At 69.5% G+C, this 5295-nt stretch carries 3 protein-coding genes and 1 pseudogene; all 4 read right to left on the bottom strand.

Annotated features, from left to right (window positions below; genetic code table 11):
• Nucleotides 1–176 precede the first annotated feature (176 nt).
• Nucleotides 177–530 (bottom strand): Pepco domain-containing protein, encoded by a 354-nt coding sequence (locus ACWD3C_RS47720; protein ID WP_451154961.1) that lies wholly within the window; start codon nt 528–530, stop codon nt 177–179.
• A complete protein-coding gene (locus tag ACWD3C_RS47715) occupies nt 511–1773 on the bottom strand; it encodes a CHAT domain-containing protein (RefSeq protein ID WP_451154959.1) in 1263 nt (420 codons plus the stop codon). The genes ACWD3C_RS47720 and ACWD3C_RS47715 overlap by 20 nt, the downstream gene beginning before the upstream one ends.
• Nucleotides 1770–4100 carry a hypothetical protein gene (locus ACWD3C_RS47710; protein WP_451154957.1) on the bottom strand — a complete coding sequence of 777 codons (2331 nt, stop codon included), beginning with the start codon at nt 4098–4100 and terminating at the stop codon, nt 1770–1772. The genes ACWD3C_RS47715 and ACWD3C_RS47710 overlap by 4 nt, the downstream gene beginning before the upstream one ends.
• A gap of 171 nt (nt 4101–4271) precedes the next feature.
• A pseudogene (locus ACWD3C_RS47705) lies at nt 4272–5202 on the bottom strand (IS630 family transposase); the annotation flags it as partial.
• Nucleotides 5203–5295: the final 93 nt, after the last annotated feature.

Below are 5295 nucleotides of genomic sequence, written 5' to 3'. Positions count from 1 at the left end.
CACAAACGACCATGATCGCGGTGGCCGTTCCCATGCCCGCGCCACCCCTGACCTGCACAGACACGTCAACGATCAAGACTTACAGCTGCCGTGACCGAGCAGGGGTTGTTCACCCAGCCGCGGCCATAGCCGCCCAGCGAACCCCGGTTCCGGTTACGAAGGCCGGGACTGCCTACTCAGGGAGTGCCAGCCCGGGTGAACGTGAAGGTGATTCCTGCTTGGCCGGCCAGTTCACCCCCGGAGCCGAGCAACGACACCGTGCCCTTGGCGCTCACCTCGGCGCTGAAGGTGACCTCGTTGAGGCGGAACTCGCCCGCTCGCTGCGGGAGGGAGGCGATCAGGCCCTGCATCGTGGTCACGAAGGCGTCGAGGCGGACGCGGAGTTCCTCGGCGGGGATCTCCGTGCGGGCGGCCCGCCACTCCTCCAGGCGGCGGAAGGACAGGCGATCGGTGCGGCCCTGGTCTGTGTCCTCCAGGCCGAGGACACTGATCGTCGCGTCGGCGCCGGCGTCAGAGGTGGGCTTGGACATGGGGTCTCTCCTCAGGGGTGGGGCAGACGTGCAGGCCGGGGTCGGCGTACGCGGCGTAGGTCAGGCCGAGCGGATTGCGGAGCGTGTGCAGGAGGTGCAAGCGGGACTCGAGGAGTGCTCTGCCCAGGGGTATCCGGCGGATGAGGAAGCGTTCGTACAGTGCCTTGGAGAAGGCTGCGGCGATGTCGTCGGGAATCTCGGTTTCGGTGCCGATGAAGCCGCGGTTGCGGTTCTTGAGGAAGAGGTATGGGAACGACGGCGCCCCCGGGGCGCGCATCCGGCCCGAGCCGCAGGCGTTCATCACCACCAGCGGCAGGTCAAAGGTGCGCTGCCCCCGGCTCGCGGCGAGGGCGAGGAGGTCCGCTCCGAGGTCGCCGAGTGTGGTGCGGGAGTGGTGGCCGGCGCCGCTGAGCTCGATCTCGGCGGCGAGTGTGTCGTCGGAGCGGGTGTAGCAGTGGCAGGCGAAGTGCTGGATCTGGTCCGGCAGTTCACGATGGGTGCCGTCGAGGAGGAGCCGGGGATCGAAGATCTGCTCGGCGAGGCCCAGTGCGTGTTCCGCACCGTCGGGGTATGGACCTTCGAGGTCGATGTGGTGCTTTCCGGAGTCGGCGAACCATGCCAGTTCCTCGACGGCTCCTTGGAGGTGCTCGTAGTAGAGATAGCGGGCGGGGACACGGCCCTGCGGTCCGGTGTGCACGGCGAGCCCGTCCTGGACAGGGGCGGGGAGCAGGGCGCGGCGAACCACGCATGAGAAGCCGACGAGGGTCCGGCACGCGGCGGTGAAGCCGCCCCGGGTCTCGACGGGATCGCCCGGGAACATCCGGAACAGTGGCAGGAACTCCAGGGGCAGGAAGCCGTCCTGGCCGCCGGCGCATTCGACGAGCGGGGGCGGCAGCGTGGGGTTCATTCCGTACGGCAGGGCCCTGTTCCAGAACGCCTGGAGCCCCTGGAGGACGGGCTGTTCCAGGCCGAACAGGGTGAAGAGCAAGGTGCGGCCGAGGCGGTGCAGACTCTGGAAGACCCGGTCGAGGTCCCCGTCCTCGATGTCGAACCCGGTGAGTTCGTCCTTGAGGCGGGTCAGCCCCTTATCCAGTGCCTCGCGGGCCTGGATCAGAGCGTTGCCGCCGACGAGGGTGAGGCGCAGCGGCGCGACTTCTCTGCGGAGGGCGGTGAACTCCAGTTGGGTCCCCCCGTCGATGGCCAGGGCCCGGACGGAGACGTCCGGCGGTCGTGCCTCGTTCATACGTCGTCCGTCGCCCCTGTCGCCTCGATCTTCAGGGCGACGACCTGGACGAGGTGGCCGGCCTGATAGAGCTGCAGCCAGATCTCGTGATTGCCCTCCTCCGGCACCTGGACTCCGAAAGCTGCCTGCTGCTTGTGCTCGACGCGGAGGTTTTTGCGGTAGGGCAGCGGTGTGAGCGTGGAGCTGTCGGCCATCACGTCAAACGACGCGGTGCCGGCGTCCCTGCCGCCCTCTACACGGACCGGCTCCACGACGAAGAAGTTGCTGCCCGGCCGGCTCGCGACCACTGAAGGGAAGTCCCGCATGTCCTCGTCGCGCACGACGGAGACGAGCAGTCGTAGGCGCCGCCCCGCAGGTGCCCTGATCGTGCCGCCTTCGGCTCGTACGTCCTGTGCGTCGCTGTCTTCCAGTTCGATCGCGAAGTAGCCGACGAAGTTCGTCAGTGCGGGGCCGGTCACGGCCTCCGTCAGGGAGGTGCGGATCACCAATCGCAAGTCCCGGTGCAACTTCTGTTGGAGATCCGACAGATGACTCTCCAGGCGGGCGCCGACCGGGCCCGCCGTCGAGCGGGCGATCTCCTGGGCGAGCAGCGTCAGTTGGCTTTCCGTGAGGGGAGCGCCGACGGGAGCCCGCGCTGCCGGGGAAAGGCGCTCGTCCCGGATCACCTGACGCACCATGGCCCAGATGTCCGATCTCACCATGCTCGCGACGGCGGCGGCGAGTTCCTCGCGCCTGGCGCGATCAGCGGCTCCGGGCTCGGCGTTCCATCGTTCCGCGTACGGATCGGGAGCCCGCTCATCGCTCAACTCGGCGGCCAGTCGCCTCATATCCGTGCTCGAGGGATTCTCCGGCACGGAGAGGTGCATCCTCTTCGCCAGGTCGTACCGGTACACGTCGACCGCGTCCGCCTTGGCCTCGTACACCTCGACCAGCGACCTGCGCGCCTGCGCCAACGCCAGGGCCGCCACCGCCAGCGGTCCCACGACGGGCAGTACGACCACCCCCTGCTCGACGGAGAGACCGCCAAGGCCGGTGAGCGGCGCGAGCAGCCAGACGCCCGTCGTGCACACGGCGCTCGCGACGGTGATCCGGCAGACAAGTACGCCCCGTTCCTTGCGCCATACCCGGCGATTGACCTCGTCGGGGGCGACCAGTTCGATCCGGGGCCAGATGTCGTCGACAGCGAGCCCGGTGGCCACGGCGGTACGCCGGTGGAGGGCATTCAGGGCGGTGGACTGGAGAGGGCTCATGAAGCGCTGCAGGACGGTGAGCCGGGTGAGATCGTCCATCGCCCGGCTGTTGTATTCACGTGGCGTGCGGGCCACGCGGGCCAATCTGGACGCCCGGTCCGCCGACGGCGCCGTGCTCATCCAGACCAGCACTCCGTACTGCGTCATCAGCAGCACAGCCCCCGCCACCGCCAGCCAACCGGCCTCCAGCAGCCGATCACCCGAGTCCGGCCCGCTCCACAGCTTCCCGCTCCATATCGCCCACGCGAGGCTGCTCAGCGGAACCAGGACCCCGGCCAGCTGTGCCCCGGGCGAAGCCGTCGCACCACGACCGGTCCTGGGCCGCCGCAGCGCCGACATCATGACGACGAGCAGCGGACCCCCCACCGCCACTCCGCCCACCCACCAAGCGGCCGCCGTCTCGCCCCGCACCGCCGAACGCGCCACCACACCAGCCACACCCAGCAACACGGCGGAACCGAACACCTTCAGGTACGTGGACTCGGCACCCCAGGACTGGGAGTCGGATAGCCAGAAGCCCGCCGCCAGCACCACCATGGCGCAACCCAGCGCCCAAGCCGCCCACAGCGGCCCCTCCACGGCGAAGCGGGCGGTGAGCCAGCCGCTGCACGCCTCGGCCAAGGCGAAGGCAACGGCGCTGGGGAGGCTGTCGGACGGCGTGTGGCCACTACTGCTGTCGCTGACGGAGGAGATGCGCCAGGAGACGCCGACGACCAGCATGAGGAGTACGACCCCGGACGCCCAGGCCGTCGCGTACTCGTGATCGCGAGCCAACCGAGCTCCGATCAGAGTCAGTTCGGCCACCAGGGCCGTCGCCAGGATAGCGATCGAGTCCAGCCGCAGCGTCCGGAAGCCACTCGCATCGCCGGTGGACGCGCTGCTCCGCCGAAGCGCCAGTTCGGCACACCACCCGGCGACCCCGGCAAGCGCCAGCCAACCCACGAGCAACCACAGTCCACCCAGCGCGACGTCGCGCACGGGAACCAACACGGCCCCCGCGCCCCCCGCCACGACCGCGACCGCGGCGGCAGTGCCGAAGAGGGCGCCGCCCCGCGTCGTACCTGTGTTCGCCGTCATCGCATCCCCGTCAGCTGTCCAATGTGCCGCAATTCACTGAAGAGTATGACCAGTTCGCGTGCCAGCCGGGAGGGCGCAGAAAGCTGGCGCGGCTCCTTCACCACTGCCACGTTCCTCGCCGCCACGGTCACCGACCCAGCGACCGGCTTCCCTGTTACTGACTTCGGCGTATTAGGGTCCGTCCGGTCTGTCGAGAGTGAGGCCGGTCCCAGCGAGGAATCCGTCGAGGAGGCTGTGCCGGTACTGCAGCGCCTTGAGCCGCCTGCGTAGCAGAGTCTCCAGCTCGCTGAGGGTGCGGGCGGCCAGGTTGGCCAGGCTCCGCTTGATGTGCGCCCACAGGCCCTCCACCGGGTTGAGGTCGGGCGCATACCCGGGCAGCAGGACCACTGCCAGCCAGTCCCGCTCGGCAACGAGTGCCTTCATCGTCTTGGAGATGTGGGTGCTCAGCCGGTCCCACACCACGATCAGCGGGGCCTTCAGCAGTTGGTGGGCGCCATCCAGCAGGCGGATGTAGTCCGTCTCGCCCAGCGAGCGACGCTCGCCCTTGCGGCCGGTATGCCGACGCAGCCGGTAGCACAGACGGGCGGGCAGGCCCGGACGGAAGCACACAAGCCCGGCCACCGAGAGCCGTCCCCGGCTGCGGCCGGACACCTTGACCCTCGGGGTGATGCCGCGCCGGCCCCAGGTGCGGCCCTTGGGCGGCCGACCGGTCACGCCTGCTTCGTCCTCGAAGCAGATGAACGCGCCGGTCGCCGCCCGGAAGGTTTTACCTCCTGCCAGGTCGCCTCCCGCCACGCGGTGATCGCGTCCTCGTCGCGCTCGGCGGCGGGCCGGGCGGGCATCTGCACGCTGTAGCCCATCCGGTGCAGCAGCCGGGTCACCCCGGAGACGCTGTAGGAGATGTGGACTTCCGCCCGATCAGCGTGCGTACCCGGGCGGCGGTCCACACCTGGTCGTCCGCCCAGCCGTGCGCGGCCGGCCCCTCCTCCAGCCACATCGCAAGCTTGGCCTGCAGGTGGGGGCCGAGCCGGCAGTCGCAGCCGGAGGGGCCCCTGGAACGCAGCGCCTCGCCTCCGCCCGTCCTCGAGGCACGGCGCCATTGAGTGGCGTGCATCGTGAAGTCGCAGGTCACGGGTCTGGTGTGAGTGACGATTCGGGGACTCGTGCCGGTCGGCGGCTATTGTCTATGCCGTAG

The sequence above is a fragment of the Streptomyces sp. NPDC002845 genome (assembly GCF_053591955.1).
Note: the sequence above shows the minus strand (reverse complement) of the source record. Positions and strands in the feature narration are given on the sequence as shown.

Coding starts and splice junctions, on each gene's coding strand:
- ACWD3C_RS47715 (WP_451154959.1), bottom strand. CDS start 1,773: ATGAACGAGGCACGACCGCCGGACGTCTCCGTCCGGGCCCTGGCCATC.
- ACWD3C_RS47710 (WP_451154957.1), bottom strand. CDS start 4,100: ATGACGGCGAACACAGGTACGACGCGGGGCGGCGCCCTCTTCGGCACT.
- ACWD3C_RS47720 (WP_451154961.1), bottom strand. CDS start 530: ATGTCCAAGCCCACCTCTGACGCCGGCGCCGACGCGACGATCAGTGTC.